Below are 21,560 nucleotides of genomic sequence, written 5' to 3'. Positions count from 1 at the left end.
TTTCGATGAGCGCCTTTCGCTGTTGCGGGTGCAAAAGTAGAACCTTTTTCCGCTTGCGCAAGCTTTTTATCCGCCTTTTTTTGATCTTTTTTAAAACTTTTTCTTAACTTACTGATAACATAGCCTTTATACATTCGCTTCTTTTGGGGCGATGTGGGGTTTTTCTGTACCGAACCGTGTTTTTCTTATTTTCCGCATCTTTTGGGCTGCCGCTTTTGGGGATTTTTCAGCGTTTCCGCATCTTTTTATATGATTCTTTATCGTTTTAATCCTCTCTTTCCATCTAAAAGCTTCTTCCGGAAACCGATGCCCTAGCCCCGATAGAAGCGGAAATCCTTTTTGTGGCGGGGTTCGCCATAAAAAGATTGAAGCGGATAGCGGGAAACAGCTCCTTAAAAACCATAATATTCAAATCATACTTATATATATGTACAAAAAAGAAATCCGACAGGTGTTTAAAAACCTGTCAGGTTATGAATAAGAATTACTCATATATATAATGGAGTGCAAAAGCTATACATATATAATACAGTAAACTTATGAATACGTATTGTATGTATTTTTGTAATCATGTATATTTGCATTCACAAAATTATAAACAATGATCAAGATTACTTTACCCGATGGGTCAATTAGAGAGTTCGCTTCGGGCGTAACTCCAATGGAGGTCGCTAAAAACATTAGCGAAGGTTTTGCTAGAAACGTGATTTCTGCATCTTTTAATGGTACAACTATTGAAACCGAAACTCCATTAACGACCGACGGTAATCTTATATTATATACTTGGAATGATGCGGAAGGAAAAAAAGCTTTCTGGCATTCGACTTCACACGTAATGGCTCAAGCTCTTGAGGAATTGTATCCTGGAATTAAATTAACTCTAGGGCCTGCAATTGCTAATGGTTTTTATTATGATGTAGATTTTGAAGATCAGAAAATTTCTGAAGCTGATTTTAAAAAGATTGAAGATCGCATTCTTGAAATCTCAAGAGGAAAGTTCGATTTTAAAATGCGTCCTGTAACCAAAGCGGAAGCTTTAGAGATGTACAAAGATAACGTGTACAAGACTGAATTGATTTCTAATCTTGAAGATGGTACTATTACATTCTGCGACCATTCTACTTTTACTGATTTATGCCGTGGTGGACATATTCCAAACACTGGAATCATTAAGGCTGTGAAAATCATGAGCGTTGCTGGTGCTTACTGGAGAGGTGATGAGAAAAACAAGCAGTTAACTCGTGTTTATGGAACTTCGTTCCCTAAACAAAAAGATTTGACTGAATATCTTGAACTTCTTGAAGAAGCAAAACGTCGTGATCACCGTAAATTAGGAAAAGAACTTGAATTGTTTGCTTTTTCTCAAAAAGTGGGACAAGGTTTACCATTATGGTTGCCTAAAGGCGCTGCTTTAAGAGATCGTTTGGAGCAATTCTTAAAAAGAGCACAAAAGAAAGCTGGATACGAGCAAGTTGTTAGTCCGCACATTGGTCAAAAAGAACTTTATGTAACTTCTGGTCACTATGCTAAATATGGAGCTGACAGTTTCCAACCAATTCATACGCCTGCAGAAGGTGAAGAGTTTTTATTGAAACCAATGAACTGCCCTCACCACTGCGAAATTTACAATGTAAGACCTTGGTCATATAAAGATTTACCTAAGCGTTATGCTGAATTTGGTACTGTTTATAGATATGAGCAATCTGGAGAATTACATGGTTTAACTCGTGTTAGAGGGTTTACTCAAGATGATGCGCATATTTTCTGTACTCCAGAGCAATTAGATGAGGAGTTTAAAAAAGTAATTGACCTTGTATTATATGTATTTGGTTCTTTAGGCTTTGAGAACTTTACTGCTCAAATTTCGTTAAGAGATCAAGAAGATAGAGAAAAATACATTGGTACTGATGAGAACTGGGAAAAGGCAGAAAATGCTATTATCAATGCGGCAAAAGACAAAGGTCTTAATACTGTTGTAGAATATGGTGAAGCTGCATTTTATGGTCCGAAACTTGATTTCATGGTAAAAGATGCTTTGGGAAGACAATGGCAATTAGGAACAATTCAGGTAGACTACAACTTACCAGAGCGTTTTGAATTGACTTACAAAGGTGCTGATAATGAATTACATCGCCCTGTTATGATTCACAGAGCTCCTTTTGGATCTATGGAACGTTTTATAGCAATTTTACTTGAGCATACAGCAGGAAATTTCCCACTTTGGCTAATGCCTGAGCAGGCTATTATCTTGTCTTTGAGCGAGAAATACGAAAATTATGCTAAAAAAGTTTTAGATTTGCTAGAAAATCACGAAATTCGCGCCCTAATTGACAACCGAAATGAAACTATCGGTAAGAAAATTAGAGATGCAGAAATGCAGAAAATTCCATTTATGCTTATCGTTGGTGAGGAAGAAGAGAAAAACGGTACGATTTCTATTCGTCGTCACGGACAAGAAGGAAAAGGTAATATCACTGTTTCAATCGAAGAATTTGCTGCGATTGTAGACGAAGAAATAAAAAAGACATTAAAAGTATTTACAGTTTAACTTAAATTAGAAAGTCATAGCAATAAAAAGTAACAGAGGTTTTCAACCTCGAGTAGAAAAAAAAGATGCACACAGAATAAACAATCTTATTCGTGTTCCCGAAGTACGTCTTGTAGGTGAAAACATTGAGCCTGGGGTTTTTAAAATAGCTGATGCGCTACGTTTAGCTGACCAACTTGAGTTGGATTTAGTTGAAATTTCGCCAAACGCTGAACCACCGGTTTGTAAAATTATGGACTACAAGAAATTTGTTTACGAACAAAAGAAAAGAGATAAGGCTTTAAAAGCTAAATCTTCTCAAGTTGTTGTAAAGGAAATTCGATTTGGTCCTCAAACTGACGAGCATGATTATGAGTTTAAAAGAAAGAACGCTGAAAAATTCTTGAAAGAAGGAGCTAAATTAAAAGCTTTTGTTTTCTTTAAAGGACGTTCTATCATTTACAAAGATCAAGGTCAGATTCTATTATTACGTCTTGCTCAAGACTTAGAAGAACACGGTAAAGTTGAAGCTATGCCTGTTTTAGAAGGAAAGAGAATGATCATGTTCATTGCTCCGAAGAAGAAAAAGTAAAACAGTTTGCAGTCGCAGTTTTCAGTTTTCGTACTGTAAACTGAAAACTGCGACTGACAACTAAAAAAATAAGTAAGTAAGAATAAATTAAAAAACTAGGAAAAATGCCTAAAATGAAAACAAAATCTAGCGCTAAGAAACGTTTTAAAGTTACTGGCTCTGGAAAGATTAAAAGAAAGCATGCTTTTAAAAGTCACATCTTGACTAAAAAATCTAAAAAACGTAAATTAGCTTTGACTCACTCAGCGCTAGTTCACCAAACAGATATGAAAAGCATCAAACAACAATTAAGAATTATCTAATAATTCTTTAGGTTAAAAAATTATTTATATAACCTTGGAGTATGGCTTTGAAGTTCCTTTGATTCAATTCAGGACGCCTGCTACAAAAACACATTAAAATTATGCCAAGATCGGTAAATTCAGTTGCTAAAAGAGCAAGAAGAAAAAAAATAATGAAGCAAGCCAAAGGTTTCTTTGGAAGACGTAAAAACGTTTGGACAGTTGCTAAGAATGCAGTAGAGAAAGCGATGAGCTACGCTTACCGCGATAGAAAACAAAACAAAAGAAATTTCCGTTCATTATGGATTCAACGTATCAACGCTGGAGCTAGATTAGAAGGAATGTCTTATTCTCAATTCATGGGGAAAGTTAAAGCTAACGGAATCGAATTGAACCGTAAAGTTCTTGCAGATTTAGCTATGAACCACCCAGAAGCTTTCAAAGCTATTCTTAATAAAGTAAAATAAACGTTTTATAAACTCAATTTAAGATTACTTACTTATTATATAAAACCATTCGTTAACGCGAATGGTTTTTTTGTTTAAAGAAGTTTCAATTGTCCTGCTTTTCTAAAAACAAAATTTAAAAAGTACATTTGTATAATACTAAAACTGTTTTATGCACAAAGCTCTTTTTGATCATATTCAAAAATTCATTTCTCTTGAACCTTCAGATATTGATAAATTAGAATCATGCCTAGAACTTTCTAAAATAAAAAAGAAAGAACATATTTTAGAAGAAGGTCAAATCTGCAACATCATGTATTTTGTTGTTAAAGGCTGTATGCGACAATATATCATCAACTCTAAAGGAGCTGAACAAACGTTGCAATTTGGTATCGAAAATTGGTGGATTACCGATTATTTAAGTTACCACAATCATATTCTTCAAGCTTTTACTTGCAGGCAGTAGAAAATTCAGAAGTAATAGCTATTGATAAAACAATTTTAGAATCTCTGCTAATTGAAATACCGAATCTAGAAAGGTACTTCAGAATAGTCACGCAAAAAAGTTTCGGCGCTATGCAAATGCGCATCAAATTCTTATTTACAATGTCGGCTGAAGAAAGATATCATCACTTTAATGACCATTTCCCAGAATTTGTTCAGCGCGTTCCACAATATATGCTTGCCTCCTATCTGGATTTTTCAGCAGAATTTATGAGTAAAATAAGAGCTGGAAAAGTGTGATTTGAATTTCTTGAAGTAGTTCAAGTTTTTAAAAGCATACATTATTGACCTTTGTAATGAACTTTTAAAACACAAAAAAATGAAATCAAGAATCGTTATCCCGAATGTTGCTCCAGAAGCTTATAATGCTTTATTAAACCTAGAAAAATATATCGCATCTACTTCATTAACTCCTGTGCACAAGGAATTAATTAAAATACGTGCTTCTCAAATAAATGGCTGTGCTTACTGTATTAATATGCACACTGCTGATGCCAGAAAACATGGAATTTCTGAACAGAGAATATATCTAACAAGTGCTTGGCGTGAAGCTGATGTTTATACCGAAGAAGAGAAAGCGATCTTAGCTTTAACAGAACAAGTAACTTTAATCAGCAATCATGTTTCTGATGAAGTTTACCAAAACGCCGCTCAATTATTTGATGAAAAATATCTTGCCGAAATCATTTTAGCAATTATTACAATTAATTCTTGGAATAGACTTGCAATTGCTACTGGAATGAGAGCTGTTTAAGTTTTATAAAGATAAGTTTTACAACATTTTAAATTTTTGACAACCCTCACTCAGAGGGTTTGTTTGTATATCACTGTAAATGAATACTAGAAAATAAAAAAATTGCACTTTTTACAAAAACAGGTATTTATACTCTTTCACAGGAACTCAGATTTTTTATTTTTGGCGCATGATACCAAAAAGAATACAAATATTTTCCTTTTTAATTGCTGTTTTTATTACTCTTTTCTCCTGTGAAAAGAGAACAAACAATAGTTTAAAAGACATCCATAATAAAGCTGAAGTTAATAGACTAATTGCAGTTGCAGATAATTTTTTCGACACTAATAAATACGATAGCGCTTTTTTTTATTACAATCAAACAATATCTATTTGCTCACCTTCAAATGACGCAGAAAACTACATAAGCACTTTAAATCGTATGGCAATTATCCAGCAGACTCATGGAGATTATGCTGGAAGTGAGGCAACAATTACTAAGGCGTTACCATATACTAAACTTGTAAAAAACCAACTTCAGACTTGGAACCTCTATACTACTTTAGGAAGCAATTACCTAAACACTTTCGATTATAAAAATTCTATTTTATACCATAAAAAAGCTCTAAAGCTTAATGTAAAGCCGTGGAAAAAATTAGCCTCAAAAAACAATATTGCGGTTACATTAATTCAAGAGAAGAAATTTAATGAAGCCCTAAACATCTTTCTTCCTTTAGAAAATAAAAAAGAGGTAATTAGAGATAAAGAATTTTATGGAGCACTATTAGACAATATTGGATTGTGCTATTATCAAATAGATAATAACGAAAGTACCTTGCATTACTTGAAGAAAGGTTTAGAAATTAGAAAAACTTTAAAAAGTCCGTATGGATTAGGAAAAAGTTATATTCATCTTGCAGAATTCTATGAATTTAAAGATTTGTCTTTAGCAAAGAAGTACATGGTTTTAAGTTATAAAGAATTCAGTAGAATAAATCATGTAGAAGGGAGATTATCTGCTTTAAAAATGATTATCAAAAACAGTTCAGACTTAGAACTTAAAAATTATTCGAACGAATATATAAATCTTGTTGATAGTACATATGAAGTTACACAAAAAGCTAAAAACCAATTTGCGAGAATAAAGTATGACTCTAAACGCGAAAGAGAAGAAAACTTAAAACTTAAAACACATAAAGCTCAAAATGAATTAAAGCTAGAGAGGCAAAAAAACAGAAACATTATATCTTATATCATAATTGTTCTGAGTCTTTGTTTGATTTTAATTTTATATTATTATCTAACTTCTAAAGCAAATCGAGAAAAAATTGAAGCTGCTTACAACAGTGAAACTAGAATTTCAAAAAAACTGCATGACGAGTTAGCAAACGACATCTATCACACTATGGCTTTCGCCGAAAACAGAAATCTATCTCTGGCTGAAAATAAAGAGCAATTGCTAAATAATTTAGATGCCATATACTCTCGAACAAGAGACATTTCGAAAGAAAACTGCACCATTACTACTGATGAAAATTATATTTTATCACTTAAAGAAATGATTTCTGGTTTCAGTACTCTGAATATCACTTTAATTCTAAACGGGCTAGACAGTATTCTATGGGATGAAATTGACAAAAATAAAAAAATTACTATCTATCGAGTATTGCAAGAATTACTTGTAAATATGCGTAAGTATAGTGAAGCTTCATTAGTCGGGATAAACTTTAAACAAACAGAAAAAAATATTTTAGTTAACTACACCGATAACGGAAAAGGTATAGATACCGAGAAAATTGTATTTAAAAACGGGCTTTATAATGTAGAAAATCGAATTCTAAAAATTAAAGGTGCTATAGATATATCTTCTAGTCCAAATCAAGGATTTAAGGTTTTTATTAAAATTCCTGCCTAATTTAACGAATTGTTTTTCCCAAGTCTCAAAATGAAAAAAGCCCCAGCTTTACTTAAAATTTTAGTCTCTGTACTTCTTTTGCTCGTTCTTCCAACGTCTTGCAAAAAGGAAAAGCATGCAGTATTAAAAAAAACTGATAATACGGCAGAAGTTAAAAGATTAACAATTATTGCAGATAGTTGTTTTGAAAACTCTGATTATAAAAATGCCTTCAACACTTATACTAGAATAATTTCTCTTTCAGATACTGTAAAGGATAGAATCGACTATGTTGATGCATTAATATCTCTAGCTTACATTTATCAATATCAGGGTGATTATATACAAAGTGAGGAAACGGTAATTAAAATATTACCGCACTTAAAATATATGAAGAAACCAAGATTTGCTTGGAATGCCTATTTTATTCAGGGATTTAATTACTTTAAAACCGACAATTTAGAAAGCGCTTTAGTGTATTTTAGAAAAGCATTACACCTTAATACCAGTGCATTTAGAAAATGGGGCATCTTAAACAGTATAGGTATCGTGTATATGAAGCAAAAAAAATATAACGCAGCTGCTTTTATGTTTGAGAAAATTACCACAGAGGGATATCACGCTCAAAAATTTAAAACAAACAGCTGTGATCGTTTTGAATTAATGGATTATGCTGTAATGTTAAACAACTTAGGTATATGCTATCAAAACTTAAAAAATCCAAAAGCTATAGATTTTTACAATAAAGCTTTAAAGATTAGACTTAAAATAAATGATCGTGATAATATCTCTAGCAGTTATGCCGCTCTTTCTGAATATTATTTAAAAACCAACCCCGCATTAGCAAATAAATATGCCAAATTGGGATATGAAAAGGCTTCTGAAGTCAATTTCTATGTAGATAAAAATTATTGCTTGAGTTTTTTGGTTCAAACTGCGACTGGAAATGAATTGAAAAAATATACTAATATTTATATCCATTTTACAGACAGTATTAATAAAGCCCGATTAAAAAATAAAAATCAATTTTCAGATATAAAATACAATTTCAAAAAAGATATAGAAGAAAATTTAGAACTTAAATCCCAAAAAGCTGAGCATGAATTAGAGATGCAGAGGCAGAAAAATAGAAGCAACATTTCTTATGTAGTAATTTTCATCAGTGCTTTCATTTTACTCTTTTTATTTTTTCACATTACGTTAAAAGGAAAAAAAGAGAAAGATGATGCCATATTTAAAAGCGAGTTAAGAATTTCGCAAAAGCTTCACAACGAATTGGCAAATGACGTTTTTAAATTATCGACACGTATTCAAAATTCTAATCTTGAAGAACCAAAAACAAAAGAGGAATTACTTAATCATTTAGATCAAATTTATTTGAAAACCAGAAAAATTTCTAAAGAGAACAGCATTATTCCTTTCAATGAAAATTATGAAATTGGTTTAAAAGAAATGATTTCCGAATATTCTCATTCTGATTTGCACATAATAGTAAATGGTTTAAATACCGTTTCATGGTCAAAAATCGAGCGCATTAAAAAAATAACCGTTTTTAGATCACTTCAAGAAATTTTCGACACTATGAAAAAGCATAGTGACGCATCATTGTCAAGTCTTACTTTTAAAATAAACGATAAAAACCTGCAGATAATTTACATCGATAATAATACAAAAGTTCAAAATAGCAGTATTAATTTAAAAAACAGACTGAAAAGTGTCGAAAATCGTCTTAAAACATTGAAAGGGTTTTTACAGGTTTCTGATTCCGAAAATCAAGGTTTTAAAGTTTTTATTAATCTTCCTTTATAATATAAATGCCATTTTTTAATTTTTAAAATCCATAAATGAAAGTCTCATCTGTAGTTAAAATTTTAATTTCTGTATTTCTTTTGCTCGTTTTACCAACGTCATGCAAAAAGGAAAAGCATGCAGTATTAAAAAAAATTGACAATACGGCTGAAATAAAAAGACTGACTATTATCGCTGATAATGATTACGATCATAATGAATATTTAAAGGCGTACAAAAATTATTTAAAAATAATTCATCTTTCTGATCCTGAAAAAAATAGAATAGATTATGTTGACGCACTAATTTCAATAGCGCTTATACAACAATATGAAGGCAATTACCTGGAGAGTGAAAATACTGCTACAAAAATACTGCCTCACCTTAAATACATGAAAAAGCCAAGATTTGCTTGGGAAACATATAAAGTTTTTGCAAGTAATTATTTAGCTACAAAAGATTATGACAATGCTCTTATCTATGCTAAAAAAGCTTACGATCTAAATACAACTGTGAGAAGGAAAGCAAATGCATTAGCTAATATTGCGCTTGTTTATATGCATAAAAAACAATACAAAAAAGCTGTAAAAATTTATACTCAGCTAACTACCACGGGATATTATGGCAATAAGAAAAAAACAAATACTTTAAAAGATTTTGAATTAATTGACTATGCAGTAATGAGAAATAACATAGGTATTTCTTACGCTAATTTATTACATCCTAAAGCTCTATCCTATTACCAAGAAGCTCTAAAGATTAGACTTCGATTACATGACAAACATAATTTACCAGAAAGTTACTCAAATCTCTCCGATTATTATGTAGATTCAAATCTTGCATTGGCTAAAAAATATGCTGAAGCAGCTTATAAACACGCTTGCATAATAAATACTTATCGGCAAAAAAAGTATGCTTTAGAAACTTTAATACGAACCACTACAGGAAATGACTTAAAGAAATATTCTAATATGTATGTTCATTATCTCGACAGTATTAATAAAATTCAATTATCACAAAAAAATCAATTTGCCAACATACAATACTATTTCAAAAAAGATAAACAAGAGAATCTAGAACTGAAAACTCAAAAAGCAGAAAAAGAATTGCAATTTGAAATACAAAAAAATCAAAGTTACATTTTGTATGTAGTAATTTTTATTAGCGTTTTTGCATTGCTGTTTTTAACTCTTCATATTACTTTAAAAGGGAAAAGAGAAAAAGACGATACTATATTTAAAAGTGAATTACGGATTTCTCAAAAACTTCATAACGAATTAACAAGCGAAGTTTTTAAATTATCTACAAATATTCAAAACTCAAATTTTGAAAAACCTGAAAGCAAGGAAGAATTACTTAATCATTTAGATCAAATTTATTTAAAAACTAGGAAAATTTCGAGAGAAAATAGTGCCATACTAACAGATGAAAACTATCTCGAAAATCTAAAAATGATGCTTTCTGAGTATTCCAATTCTTCTTTAAATATAATAGTAAATGGTTTAAGCAGTTTTTCGTGGCATGAGATTGATCGAATTAAAAAAATTACCATTTTTAGAATACTTCGAGAACTCTTAAATGAAATGGCGAAAAGCAGTAACGCATCTTTAATAAGCTTAAATTTTAAAAAAGAGACAAAAAATATTCAAATAATTTATATTGATAACAATACAGAAACCACTGATGGATATGTCAATTTAAAAAAAAGACTACAAAATGTGGAAAACCGTATTAAAACAATAAAAGGAACTATTAATTTTGAACCGAATCTAGAAAATGGTTTAAAAATAAGTTTCACATTCCCATTATAAAACAATTATATGTTTAAAAAAGTTTTAGTTGCCGAAGATTTAGACAGTATTAGTATCGCTGTTATTCAAGTACTTGAAGAACTACAAGTTCCAGTAATTCACCATGTGAAATATTGTGATGAAGGTTTACTCAAAGTAAAAAAAGCTTTGGTTGAAAATGAGCCTTATGATTTATTAATTACTGATCTGTCGTTTAAATCAGATCACCGAAAAGCAAATATCGAAACTGGCGATGGGTTAATTGAAGCGATCAATCGTGTTCAGCCCAAATTAAAGAAAATTGTATTTTCTATTGAAGACAAAAGTTATAGAATTAAAACGCTTTTTAATGAACTAGGAATTAATGCATACGTTTCTAAAGGAAGAAATAGTATCATAGAATTACGAAATGCGATTGAAAGCACATTCAATAATGAAGAAAAAATACTTTCGTCTGATTTGTCTTTTAATTTTAATGATAAGGCCTTAATTGAAATTGAATCTTATGATATTTCGATTTTAAAACTTTTATCTCAAGGATATATTTTAGAAAGTATTTCAAAAGAGTTTAAAGATTTGTCTATTACCCCAAACGGAACGAGTAGTATCGAAAAAAGAATTAATAAACTAAAAATTTACTTTAAAGCTAATAATAATGTGCATTTAATTGCTATAGCAAAAGATTTTGGATTGGTATAACTAGCATAATATGATACGTTTACGGATTCCCGTAAGGATATCAATTCTAATAAATCTAAATTTGTTATGAATCTATTAACCTACAATGAAACCAAAAAACAAAGCGGATATTTTATTCGCAAAAATTAACACAACCCAAAATAAAATTATAATGAAAACAATGCTACTTTGTCTTTTTTTATCAATAAGTTTTGTTCTAGTTTCTGCAAAAACCGGATGGCTTGAAATTGATTGGAAACTTATATTTATTCCAGCGCTTTTAGTATTACAAATTATCATAATTAGCACAGCTTTAAAAAACAGATACAAAAAACACTAAATAATTTTCTAAGAAAGGCCTGATAATTGTAGAAAGAGAATTATCTATATTTGATTACAATTATTTTTTTACATGAAAAACGTTCTCAGCCCTCTCCTACTATTATTTACATTTATATCTTTTGCGCAAACCAAAATTCTGTCTTGGAATATAGAAAACTTCGGAAAATCAAAATCGAATACCGAATTAAACTATATTGCCAAAACTATCTCTGCCTATGACATAATTGCTATTCAGGAGGTAGTTGCAGGAAACGGCGGAGCACAAACTGTAGCAAAGCTCACTGAATTACTTAACGAAAAAGGAAATAAGTGGGACTATAATATAAGTGATCCAACAAGCAGTAGCAGTTACAAAACTGAACGATATGCTTTTATTTGGAAAACTCATAAAATAAAATTAAAAAACAAACCTTGGCTGGAGAAAAAATATAATTTAGAAATTGACCGAGAACCTTATTTCGGCACTTTCGAAATCAATAAAAAAACAATTACACTAGTCAATTTTCACGCTATAACTCAAAAAAAGCAGCCAGAAACTGAAATCAAATATTTTAAGTTTTTGCCAAGTGAATATCCTAATTTAAATCTAGTTTTCTTAGGCGATTTTAATTGCCCTGAAAAACATACTGTCTTCATTCCTTTAAGAAAAATGGGATATAATTCTGTATTGAAGAATCAGAAAACAACGCTTAAGCATAAATGTAAAAACAATATCTGTTTAGCGTCTGAATTTGATAATATTTTTTACAAATCCTCATCAATGAAAGTTATCAATTCGGGAGTAATTAAATTTTATGAAGATTTTGATTCTCTTCAAGCAGCAAGAAAAGTTTCAGATCATATTCCGATTTGGTTTGAAATCTCACTAAACTAGGTTTTAAGTTTCTTTTTTCTCGCAGCAGGAAATAAAACATTATTCAAAATTAATCTGTAACCTGGAGAATTTGGGTGCAAATCTAAAACCGTTGGCGGATCTCCAACTTGATGCTGAAAATCTTCTGGATCATGTCCTCCGAAAAAAGTAAACATTCCTTTTCCTTTTTCGCCATGAATATATCTTGATTCGCCATTTAGCTCACAAGTTCCCATAATTAATATGTTAGATTTTATTAGTGAAGAATCAAATGAAGTCGTCTGCCCCATAAAACCTTTTACCAATTGGGTATGATTTTGACACAACATACTTGGAATTGGATCCCATTTTGCTGAAAATTCCATTAAAGTGAAATAATCTTTTTCCATAACAATACGTCTTTTTGTAGTCATATCGATATCTGAAAATTCATAAACTTCAGGTCTTCTTTCTAAAGTAAAGTTTTTGAAAGCAAAAGAGTTATTGTAATTTAATTTCGATTGATAATTAGATTCGCTTGGATCACCATCAAACATTGTTTCGCAAATATCGACTCCATCAGCTGCAAGCGCAATATCAAAACTATCTGTAGCAGAACACATTGCAAACATAAATCCACCGCCAATTACAAAATCTCTAATTTTTTTTGCTACTGCTCCCTTTTCCTGAGATACTTTGGCATATCCTAATTTTGCCGCTAAAGCTTCAGCATCCTTCTTTTGATCAATATACCAAGGCGTATTTTTATAAGCGGCATAGAACTTTCCGTACTGTCCTGTAAAATCCTCGTGATGAAGATGCAGCCAATCATACATTAATAACTGATCGCTTAAAACTTCTTCGTCATAAATTGGAGTAAAAGGTATTTCGGCATAAGTTAAAACCAAAGTTACTGCGTCGTCCCAAGGTTGTTTACCTTTTGGCGTATACACAGCAATTTTTGGGGCTTTCTCCAAAATTACAGATTCCATATTTTGAGAAGGACTTGAGATTTCATTTAAAATAGAAGCTTGCTCACTATCTGAAATAACTTCAAAACTAACACCTCTAATTTTACATTCTTTTCTAATCTCTTCAGCATCAGGAAGTAAGAAAGAGCCTCCGCGATAATTTAAAAGCCAACTTGCTTTATAATCTCTGCTTAAACACCAATAAGTAATACCGTATGCTTTTAAATGATTCTGTTGAGTTGTTTCGTCCATCGGAAGTAATATGAACGAGGCGCGGGCATTGAATGTAACTAATAGTATAAAAATGTAGAATAAACTTCTATTCATCCGAAAATTATTTTAGTAAAGATATAAAGGAACTATCTAAAAAAAGAATCTATAGTCCCTTTTATGGCATAAGAGAATGTTAAATAAAAAAACAGGGGAAAATACCTGATTTACACCCTTGAAAAAAACAGGTAAAAACACCTATAGTGCCATTAAATATTCTATATACATTTGCTATCCCAGGTCATAAAACTAATCAATGTAAAAAACAACCAACCAATGAAGTTTAATGATAGTAATAACCAAGAAAAGGGTATGAATTTAGTTCAAAAAATAGGTTTATGTGTTCTCGTGATAACAATCATATTGTATTATGTGTTATCAATTCAGTTTTTGACAGCATAATTTTTTAGATTGTCAAATCTGCTAAATCGTTTTGAATGGCATACACAACCAAACCAGCAATATTGCGCGATTCTGTTTTAAGCAGCAAATTATTTCTGTGCCCTTCAATAGTTCTCGGACTTAAAAACAGCTGCTCGGCAATTTCGGCAGTTGTTTTCTGCTGACAGATCAATTGCAGAACTTCTACTTCACGAGGCGAAAGGAAACTCGTATCTAAACCGCCTTTTGTATTTTTAGGAGAAACTATGGTTTCTTGAATTGTTTTTAAAACATTTTCATTATAGTAGAAACCTTTTGCAGCTACTTCTCTAATTGTCAGAATTAAATCTTTTGGAGTAGTATTTTTAATTAAATAAGCAACAGCCCCAACCTGAATCATATTAGCAATGAATGACTTCGTATCATAACTTGTTAGCGCTATTATTTTGATATCGGGAAACGCCTTTCGAATAATTTTAGTGGCCTCGACACCATTTAAAACTGGCATCTTTAAGTCCATTATAATTATATCGGGTTTGATTTCGTTTTCATTTAACTGAGAAATTAAATCTTCTCCGTTTGAGGCCTCAAAAATAACTTCTACATTATCTTCTCTCTGTAATAAAAAAGAAATTCCTTTTCGAAACAAAATTTCATCATCGACAAGGGCAATTTTAATAGTGGCATTCATCTTTTTGGATTTTGGTCGTTTAGTTTGGTATCCCGAAATTACAAAATATGATTAATAAATAGCCAAAACATATCATTTTATCGACTAAAAACCTTATTAAAGTTCTAAATTCGACCTAAAAAGTAAAATTTACTGCGATTCCGTTATTAATTTCAGAGGTAATTTTGATTGTTCCCTCCAAAAATGATATTCGGCTATCAATATTTTTCATTCCTAAACCTTTTTGATTTTCAGCATTTGAACTATCAAAACCAATTCCGTTATCTTCATAATTACATGTATTTACGCCTTCAATATTGATAAATGAAATCCAAATTTCGGTTGCTTTTCCATGACGAAGCGAATTATTCATTAATTCTTGAAGAATTCTAAAAATATGCAAATGTCTGTCGAGGTCTTTGTCGTCAAAATCGATTTCATTTTTATAATGCGTTTTGACAGATTTACTGGTTTCAAATTCCTCGCATAATTCTTCTATTCCTGCATTTAATCCAAATTTTTCAAAAACAGGAGGCAATAGATTATGGGCAATTTTTCTAGAGTTTTCTAAAGCTTTAGTAGTTAAATTGATTATATTTTCGGTTATTTCAGCCGTTTCAGATTCTGTAAGATTTGGCGCAGTAAGCAAATGGCTATTTAATGAAACAATATTTAATTTCGAACTGATATCATCATGAAGATCTTGTGCAATTCTTTTGCGTTCTTCTTCCTGCGTGATAATAACAGCATGCAATTGTTCTTTTTGATATCGAAGTATTAAATCTACTTTTTCTAATTCCTTCTGAATTATTTTTTGTCTAGAAAAATAAAAGAATATAATTAAAACTACTGCAACAATCATAAAGAAAAGTGAGGTATATAAAATTATAGCAACAATTTCTTTTTCTGGTATTGAATGGAGACTCATATTATGAATTGAAATATTTTAATTAGCTAAATTTTTCGTTTTTGAAAAACTCACTTTCCATTCTACAATCATAGAGAAATAAAATACTCCAACTAAAAATGCATTTAATCTCCAACTTAAATATTTAAATTCATTTGAAAGGTTATGGGTTAAATTCCCTACCAACAATAATACTGTTGAAGCAAGCATAAAAGCTACCACTCCAATCGAAAAATAATAGTAAGTTTTATTATCGCCAAGCATATTATAAAAATGCATTAAAGCAAAAATGAGGACTAACAATGAACAGATTGTAATTTCAAACAAATTAAATTTATAAATCTGTTCTGGGTCATTATATAATTGAATAAAAATGATCAATAGAGCCAAAATCATACTCCAAACTACCACTTTTTTTTGTGCCTGAATTTTAAATAATGACTTATAAAACAATCCTAACAATATCATCTGTCCAATGACAAATGTATTCATCAACAATAAATTATTTAAATGCATATGATACATGATTTCCATAGAAATCTGAATTAAAAAGCTAAAAACAATATATATGATGAAAAAGACATTAGCTTTTTCCTTGCGGAAAAAGCTATATGTATATAATATCAAACTTATAAATAAAATGATATAAGAAGAATATATTAAAAAATCATCCATTGTTATGCCATCGGACTAGCTGGATCACCATAAGGAGGACATGGACGGCTAGTGTCATAAACAACTTCGCTTCCCTCACATCCTTCTGATACACCCACATTAAATACATCTACATAAATACCGGTTTTTTTGTCCAGTTTTGTACCCACAAACATTAAAGTTTGTTCTCCAGCATTGTTAATTCCTTTGTATGCTCTAACTGCATCAATGTCTTGCTTTAATACTAATCTCAAAGCATCTAAAGGGATTAAGTAAGCGTCAATTTTACCTTTACCTTCTTCAACCTCTTTAGGCGAATCGCGGTATTTTTTTGCCCAACTTTTACCTTCTTCTAAAGATACTTCAACACTTCCTAGATTAAAATCATCATTCATAATTTACATTTGTTAATTGGTTAATAATTTAAAAAAAAATTAATAGTTTCTGATTGGTTTAGCTAAACTACTGATTTTTATTAAAAGATTAACGTCAAAACATAAAAAAAGCCTTAATAATAAGGCTTTTTAATTTTTTAAAATGGAACATCACTATCGTCGTCGTCGTCATTTAAATTACTTCCGAAAGCTTCGTTAGCAGATGGTAAATTTTTAGTTATAAAAGGGTTATCATCATGATTCATTTTTGATGGTAAATCATCATAACCTCCTGTAAACTCTTCAAGATTATCAAACTTACCTAAGTGTCCTAAGAATTTCAGACGAATATTTTCCAAACCACCGTTACGGTGCTTGGCTATAATAAACTCAGCTTGACCTTGTGTAGAAGAAGCTTCATCATCATCCCATTCTTCAATTTTATAATATTCAGGACGATAGATAAACGATACGATATCCGCATCCTGCTCGATCGCTCCAGATTCACGAAGATCCGAAAGAAGCGGACGTTTACTCGAACCACGGGTTTCAACGGCACGCGATAACTGAGAAAGTGCAATTACCGGAACGTTAAGCTCTTTTGCCAAAGCCTTTAAGTTTCGGGAAATTGTCGAAATCTCCTGCTCACGGTTTCCTCCTCCTTTACCACTACCTCCAGCAGTCATTAACTGCAAGTAGTCAATAATAATTAGTTTGATTCCGTGCTGAGAAGCCAAACGACGGCATTTTGCACGTAAATCGAATATCGAAAGCGAAGGCGTATCATCAATAAATAATGGGGCTTTTTCTAAGTTTTTTACTTTTGTACTTAATTGCTCCCATTCGTGTTTTTCTAATTTACCTGTTCTTAATTTTTCTGAAGACAATCCTGTTTCAGAAGAAATAAGCCTCGTAATTAACTGAACCGACGCCATCTCCAGAGAGAAAATCGCAACTGCATGTCCAAACTGAATACTCACGTTTCTCGCCATCGAAAGGACGAAAGCCGTTTTACCCATACCGGGACGAGCCGCGATAATAATTAAATCCGAAGGTTGCCATCCAGAAGTTACTTCATCCAGTTTCTCAAAACCTGTTGCAACTCCACTCAAACCTTCCTTACCAGCAATTTCTTCAATACGTTTTTTCGCCTGAAGAACCAAACTCTGAGCAGTCTCAGAACTACGCTTGATATTTCCCTGAGTTACTTCGTATAATTTAGATTCGGCTTTATCCAGCAAATCGAATACGTCTGTTGTCTCGTCATAAGATTCTTCAATAATTTCAGAAGAAATTCGAATCAAACTTCTTTGAATAAATTTTTGAAGAATAATACGCGAGTGAAATTCGATATGCGCAGAAGAAGCAATTTTCTGCGTTAGCTGAATCAAATAAAAATCTCCTCCAGCTAGATCCAGCTTTCCGTTTTTCTTTAACTGTGTCGAAACCGTTAAAATATCAATTGGCTGAGTTTCTGTAAAAAGCTGTAAAATCGCCTCAAAAATATGTTTGTGCGCGTCTTTGTAAAAAGCATCAGGCTGTAAAATATCAATTACATCATCTACCCCTTTTTTATCAATCATCATCGCGCCAAGAACAGCCTCTTCTAAGTCAATAACTTGAGGAGGAAGCTTACCTTTTTCTAGATTAATAATTGTGGTTTTGTCGACCTTAACGGGGTTTAAGTTTTTGAAATTTTCCATATAGCGAAAGTAGCAAAATTTAAAAAAAATATGCTATCGAGTTATAACTAATAATTGTTTATAAATAATCTTGATTTGTTCATAACCAAAAAAAAATCCGAAACCGTAGGGCTTCGGATTTTTCATCATATTATATGAATTTACTCTTTAAACTCGCCCATATTACTGTATTTGTCCATTCTTTGGGCAATTAAATCGGCTGTTGATAAATCTTTCAATTCGTTATATCCTTTAGTAATATATTCCGCTACTGTTTTGAAAGTAGTTTCTCTGTCATAATGTGCTCCTCCTAGTGGTTCTGGAATTACATCATCAACTAATTTTTGTTTTTTCATATCAGAAGAAGTTAATTTTAAAGCTTCTGCTGCACGCTCTTTGTATTCCCAGCTTTTCCATAAAATAGAAGAGCAAGATTCTGGAGAAATTACAGAATACCAAGTGTTTTCTAACATATAAACACGGTCTCCAACACCAATTCCTAAAGCTCCACCAGAAGCACCTTCACCCACTATAATTGTGATAATTGGCACTTGTAGACGAACCATTTCGAAAATGTTTCTAGCAATAGCTTCTCCTTGTCCTCTTTCTTCGGCTTCAAGTCCTGGATATGCACCCGGAGTATCTACTAAAGTTAAAACTGGAATTCCGAATTTCTCTGCCATTTTCATCAAACGCAAAGCTTTACGGTATCCTTCTGGATTAGCCATACCAAAATTACGGTACTGACGTGTTTTTGTATTAAAACCTTTTTGCTGACCGATAATCATAAACGATTGTCCGTTTATTTTACCAAGACCACCAACCATTGCTTTATCATCTTTAAAACCTCTGTCTCCATGAAGTTCTAAGAAAGTATCTCCGCAAATTGCTTTGATATAGTCTAAAGTATACGGTCTATTTGGGTGTCTCGACAATTGCACTCTCTGCCAAGCCGTAAGGTTTTTGTATATTTCTTTTTTAGTTTCTACTAATTTTTTGTTGATTTCCTTGCACGTCGGGGTTACGTCAACGTCAGATTCTTTTCCAATAATAACACACTTTTCTAACTGTTCTTCAAGTTCTTTAATTGGAAGCTCAAAATCTAAATATTCCATGGATTTTTGAATTTTGTTTGTAAATCGAACCGCAAATATAAAAATATTATATCATTGGCGAAGTTAATTGTTATTTAAAGTATAAAAATGCATTTTAATAATAAGGAAACTATTACAAGTTTTCTTTCTTGTTCTGATAATGTTTGAAAACACCGTTTAGAATAACTGTTATGATTATTATAACAGCTCCGATATAAAATTCGACGCTCATTTTCTCTTTTCCCCCTAAGATAAAATAAGCCAAAACTATCCCGTAAACTGGCTCTAAATTAGTAGTTAACATTACTGTATAAGGGGTTAATCGCTGCATTACTTTTACCGAAGCTGTAAAAGCGTAAGCCGTACAAATTGAAGCTAAAATCAATAATAAAATCCAATTATTCAAAGACATTTCGAAGAAATCTGCAGTGAATTTTCCTTGGAATAAAAAATAAATCGTGATAAAGAAAACTCCTGCTCCAAACTCATAAAACGTAATTACAGAAGGTTCGTGATCTGAGATCAATTTTCCGTTCATTAAGGTAAATAGCACACCTAAAATGATTGCTGCTAAAGCGTAATAAACTCCTGTAAGATATTTAATTTCAACCTGAAGAATCAATCCTAAACCCGCTATGATTATAAGCCCGAAAAAAACTTCGTACCAAAGCACTTTTCTTCCATAAAATAATGGCTCTAATAAAGAAGCAAAAAAAGCTCCTAAAGAAAATATCGAAAGTGTTATTGAAACATTGGAAACATGAATTGCTTTAAAAAAGAAAATCCAGTGCAATGCAATCAATAAACCAACAAAAATCAATTTGAAAAATTCTTTTATTGGGACTTGAAATGATTGTTTTTTAACTGCTATAAATCCGCCAAGAAAAATCATGGCAAGCAACATTCTATACCAAACTAAATTTTCGGCATCAATTGTAATTAAAGCGCCTAAAATGGCTGTAAAACCCCAGATAAAAACAATTAAGTGAAGATTTAAATAACTTTTTAAATTATCGTTTCGCATTACGTAGTAAATAAACTGCTAAGATTCCAAAAACAATATTTGGGAACCAAACAGCTAATAAAGGTGAAAAAGTAGATTTTTCGGCAAGTGTACCAAATATTTTATCAAAGAATACAAATGAAAATGCAATTGCGATTCCAATAGCTAGATTCATTCCCATTCCGCCACGACGCTTCATAGAAGAAACCGAAACTGCAATAATTGTTAAAATAAATGCCGAAACTGGTATACTGTATTTTTTATAAAGAACAACTAAATAGGTGTTTATGTTTCCTGAACCTCTTTTTCTCTCTTTCTCAATAAAATCAATTAATTTACCTAAAGTCAACGTTTCTGCAATATAAACCACAGGAGTCAAATCGGCCAATTCAAACTTAAAGGCCATGTTTTTTTCTGGAGACTTTTCAATTACATCATTTAAATCTCCAACAGTACGTTTTGTGTAATCGTATAAAACATAAATCTTTTTCTTAGGATCCCATTTAATACGGCTTGCAGTAATTTTATAGGTCAATTTTTCTTTTTCAAAATGTTCCAAAGAAAAGTTGAAAGCTGTTTTAGATTCTTCATTAAAACTGTTTACAAAAATAAAATCGTGATCGTTAATTTGTCTGTAAACATTAGTGTTCTCTCCACGCATGAGCTCTTTTCCATTTCCTTTTAAATAGGTATATCTGAAATTATTATACCCTTCACTTGCTGCTGGAACAATAAAAAATCCCATCAGCAAAACGAAAATAGAAACGATTGTTGCACCTATAATATAAGGACGCAAGAAACGCGTAAATGAAATCCCCGAACTCAAAATGGCAATAATCTCTGTATTATTTGCTAATTTCGAAGTAAACCAAATTACTGATAAAAACAAAAATATCGGAAACAGCGAATTAATAAAGTAGATCGTAAAATTATAATAATAGAAAGCAATATCGCCAAACGGAATCTTGTTTTCGAGCATTTTATTTACTTTCTCAGAAACGTCAATTACGATTCCGATTGGTGCAAATAAAAGCAACATCACAGAGAAAGTTCCCAGATATCTTTTTAAGATGTATTTATCTATTATTGAAAGCATATAGTTTTTGTTTTTTTGTTTCAAGTTTCAAGTTTCACGTTCTCTACAAAA

At 31.4% G+C, this 21,560-nt stretch carries 22 protein-coding genes; 13 read left to right on the top strand and 9 right to left on the bottom strand.

Going from position 1 to position 21,560, the window contains the following annotated elements; genetic code table 11:
- Nucleotides 1-601 precede the first annotated feature (601 nt).
- The 13 genes from thrS to DM444_RS09590 all read left to right on the top strand — a co-directional run bounded on the left by thrS (nucleotide 602) and on the right by DM444_RS09590 (nucleotide 12,449).
- On the top strand, nucleotides 602-2,548 hold the full coding sequence (gene thrS, locus DM444_RS09645) for a threonine--tRNA ligase (RefSeq protein ID WP_111286004.1): 1,947 nt from the start codon (nucleotides 602-604) through the stop codon (nucleotides 2,546-2,548).
- Nucleotides 2,549-2,564: 16 nt separating this feature from the next.
- On the top strand, nucleotides 2,565-3,119 hold the full coding sequence (gene infC / locus DM444_RS09640) for a translation initiation factor IF-3 (RefSeq protein WP_111286002.1): 555 nt from the start codon (nucleotides 2,565-2,567) through the stop codon (nucleotides 3,117-3,119).
- Nucleotides 3,120-3,223: 104 nt separating this feature from the next.
- A complete protein-coding gene (rpmI, locus tag DM444_RS09635) occupies nucleotides 3,224-3,421 on the top strand; it encodes a 50S ribosomal protein L35 (RefSeq protein WP_026727505.1) in 198 nt (65 codons plus the stop codon).
- A gap of 101 nt (nucleotides 3,422-3,522) precedes the next feature.
- Entirely contained in the window at nucleotides 3,523-3,867 is a 345-nt protein-coding gene (gene rplT, locus DM444_RS09630; RefSeq protein WP_008464948.1) for a 50S ribosomal protein L20, read from the top strand.
- Nucleotides 3,868-4,018: 151 nt separating this feature from the next.
- Nucleotides 4,019-4,312, top strand: coding sequence for a Crp/Fnr family transcriptional regulator (locus DM444_RS23875; RefSeq protein WP_239455645.1), 294 nt, complete (start codon nucleotides 4,019-4,021; stop codon nucleotides 4,310-4,312).
- Complete coding sequence (locus tag DM444_RS23870) at nucleotides 4,300-4,590, top strand: Crp/Fnr family transcriptional regulator (protein WP_239455643.1); 291 nt, start codon at nucleotides 4,300-4,302, stop codon at nucleotides 4,588-4,590. Before DM444_RS23875 ends, DM444_RS23870 begins: the two co-directional genes overlap by 13 nt.
- Before the next feature lie 79 nt (nucleotides 4,591-4,669).
- On the top strand, nucleotides 4,670-5,104 hold the full coding sequence (locus DM444_RS09620) for a carboxymuconolactone decarboxylase family protein (protein ID WP_111286000.1): 435 nt from the start codon (nucleotides 4,670-4,672) through the stop codon (nucleotides 5,102-5,104).
- A 169-nt stretch (nucleotides 5,105-5,273) separates the two neighbouring features.
- Nucleotides 5,274-6,998, top strand: coding sequence for a tetratricopeptide repeat-containing sensor histidine kinase (locus DM444_RS09615; RefSeq protein WP_111285998.1), 1,725 nt, complete (start codon nucleotides 5,274-5,276; stop codon nucleotides 6,996-6,998).
- A gap of 30 nt (nucleotides 6,999-7,028) precedes the next feature.
- A complete protein-coding gene (locus tag DM444_RS09610) occupies nucleotides 7,029-8,786 on the top strand; it encodes an ATP-binding protein (protein ID WP_111285996.1) in 1,758 nt (585 codons plus the stop codon).
- 35 nt (nucleotides 8,787-8,821) lie between these two features.
- Nucleotides 8,822-10,576 (top strand): ATP-binding protein, encoded by a 1,755-nt coding sequence (locus DM444_RS09605; RefSeq protein ID WP_111285994.1) that lies wholly within the window; start codon nucleotides 8,822-8,824, stop codon nucleotides 10,574-10,576.
- Between the two features lie 9 nt (nucleotides 10,577-10,585).
- On the top strand, nucleotides 10,586-11,254 hold the full coding sequence (locus tag DM444_RS09600) for a response regulator (RefSeq protein ID WP_111285992.1): 669 nt from the start codon (nucleotides 10,586-10,588) through the stop codon (nucleotides 11,252-11,254).
- Nucleotides 11,255-11,339: 85 nt separating this feature from the next.
- Entirely contained in the window at nucleotides 11,340-11,573 is a 234-nt protein-coding gene (locus DM444_RS09595; RefSeq protein ID WP_111285990.1) for a hypothetical protein, read from the top strand.
- Between the two features lie 72 nt (nucleotides 11,574-11,645).
- Nucleotides 11,646-12,449, top strand: coding sequence for an endonuclease/exonuclease/phosphatase family protein (locus DM444_RS09590; RefSeq protein WP_111285988.1), 804 nt, complete (start codon nucleotides 11,646-11,648; stop codon nucleotides 12,447-12,449).
- On the opposite strand, the gene DM444_RS09585 is transcribed toward DM444_RS09590, so the two are convergent.
- From DM444_RS09585 to DM444_RS09545, 9 genes are all read right to left on the bottom strand, one after another.
- Entirely contained in the window at nucleotides 12,446-13,705 is a 1,260-nt protein-coding gene (locus DM444_RS09585; RefSeq protein WP_111285986.1) for an asparagine synthetase B, read from the bottom strand. The two genes, DM444_RS09590 and DM444_RS09585, sit on opposite strands and share 4 nt — an antisense overlap.
- A 349-nt stretch (nucleotides 13,706-14,054) precedes the next feature.
- Nucleotides 14,055-14,720, bottom strand: coding sequence for a response regulator transcription factor (locus tag DM444_RS09580; RefSeq protein ID WP_111285984.1), 666 nt, complete (start codon nucleotides 14,718-14,720; stop codon nucleotides 14,055-14,057).
- 115 nt (nucleotides 14,721-14,835) lie between these two features.
- Entirely contained in the window at nucleotides 14,836-15,627 is a 792-nt protein-coding gene (locus DM444_RS09575; protein WP_111285982.1) for a sensor histidine kinase, read from the bottom strand.
- Nucleotides 15,628-15,645: 18 nt separating this feature from the next.
- The gene (locus tag DM444_RS09570) at nucleotides 15,646-16,140 is read right to left on the bottom strand and encodes a hypothetical protein (RefSeq protein WP_239455641.1); all 495 of its coding nucleotides are present in this window, start codon (nucleotides 16,138-16,140) and stop codon (nucleotides 15,646-15,648) included.
- Between the two features lie 143 nt (nucleotides 16,141-16,283).
- Nucleotides 16,284-16,655 carry a hypothetical protein gene (locus DM444_RS09565; protein WP_111285978.1) on the bottom strand — a complete coding sequence of 124 codons (372 nt, stop codon included), beginning with the start codon at nucleotides 16,653-16,655 and terminating at the stop codon, nucleotides 16,284-16,286.
- Between the two features lie 137 nt (nucleotides 16,656-16,792).
- Nucleotides 16,793-18,337: a replicative DNA helicase gene (gene dnaB, locus DM444_RS09560; protein WP_095931682.1), complete on the bottom strand. Its 1,545-nt coding sequence runs from the start codon at nucleotides 18,335-18,337 to the stop codon at nucleotides 16,793-16,795.
- 140 nt (nucleotides 18,338-18,477) lie between these two features.
- Nucleotides 18,478-19,431, bottom strand: coding sequence for an acetyl-CoA carboxylase carboxyltransferase subunit alpha (locus DM444_RS09555; RefSeq protein WP_111285976.1), 954 nt, complete (start codon nucleotides 19,429-19,431; stop codon nucleotides 18,478-18,480).
- Between the two features lie 112 nt (nucleotides 19,432-19,543).
- A complete protein-coding gene (locus DM444_RS09550) occupies nucleotides 19,544-20,434 on the bottom strand; it encodes a DMT family transporter (protein ID WP_111285974.1) in 891 nt (296 codons plus the stop codon).
- Nucleotides 20,421-21,509 carry an LptF/LptG family permease gene (locus DM444_RS09545; protein WP_111286044.1) on the bottom strand — a complete coding sequence of 363 codons (1,089 nt, stop codon included), beginning with the start codon at nucleotides 21,507-21,509 and terminating at the stop codon, nucleotides 20,421-20,423. Before DM444_RS09545 ends, DM444_RS09550 begins: the two co-directional genes overlap by 14 nt.
- Nucleotides 21,510-21,560 lie beyond the last annotated feature (51 nt).

The organism is Flavobacterium ginsenosidimutans, from assembly GCF_003254625.1.
Taxonomy (GTDB): Bacteria; Bacteroidota; Bacteroidia; order Flavobacteriales; family Flavobacteriaceae; genus Flavobacterium; species Flavobacterium ginsenosidimutans.
Note: the sequence above shows the minus strand (reverse complement) of the source record. Positions and strands in the feature narration are given on the sequence as shown.